The sequence below is a fragment of the Mycobacterium sp. genome, assembly GCF_008709575.1.
Classification (GTDB): Bacteria; Actinomycetota; Actinomycetes; order Mycobacteriales; family Mycobacteriaceae; genus Mycobacterium.
The window spans coordinates 1-536 of record NZ_VYIK01000553.1; the positions used below are offsets into that span (position 1 = coordinate 1).

At 66.8% G+C, this 536-nt stretch carries 2 pseudogenes; both read left to right on the plus strand.

The features are described from left to right. Positions 1-339, plus strand: a pseudogene (locus F6Q13_RS20095) (acetaldehyde dehydrogenase); the annotation flags it as partial. Further along, positions 336-536: pseudogene (locus F6Q13_RS20100) on the plus strand (4-hydroxy-2-oxovalerate aldolase); the annotation flags it as partial. The pseudogenes F6Q13_RS20095 and F6Q13_RS20100, both read left to right, overlap by 4 nt.

The following is a 536-nucleotide window of genomic DNA, read 5'->3' on the forward strand; positions in this document are numbered from 1 at the left end:
CTGATCATGCGTGACACCGTCCACTGCCTGATCGGCGATGCCGACCTCGAGCCCGTCGAAAGGCAAGTGGTGGCAATGGTCAATGCCGTCGCCGCCTACGTGCCCGGCTACCGGCTCAAACAACCGGTGCAGTTCCGCCGGCTCGAAGCCGACGACCCCGCCACCGAATTGGTCGACGCCTGCGACGGCCGTCCAGCCTGGCAGGTGTCGGTGTATCTGGAAGTCGAGGGCGCCGCCCACTACCTGCCGGCTTATGCCGGAAACCTCGACATCATGACCTCGGCCGCACTGCGGGTCGGTGAAAGGCTCACCGCGCGAACGGAAGAACGGGTGCCATGACGCAGCTCTACATCCAGGACGTCACCCTTCGCGATGGCATGCACGCCATTCGTCACCGGCTGCCGGTCGACCAACTGCGCCGGATCGCCGCCGCCCTCGACGCGGCCGGAGTCGCAGCCATCGAAGTGGCCCATGGCGACGGTCTTGCCGGCTCCAGCCTCACCTACGGACCAGGCAGCTCGACCGACGGGCAATGG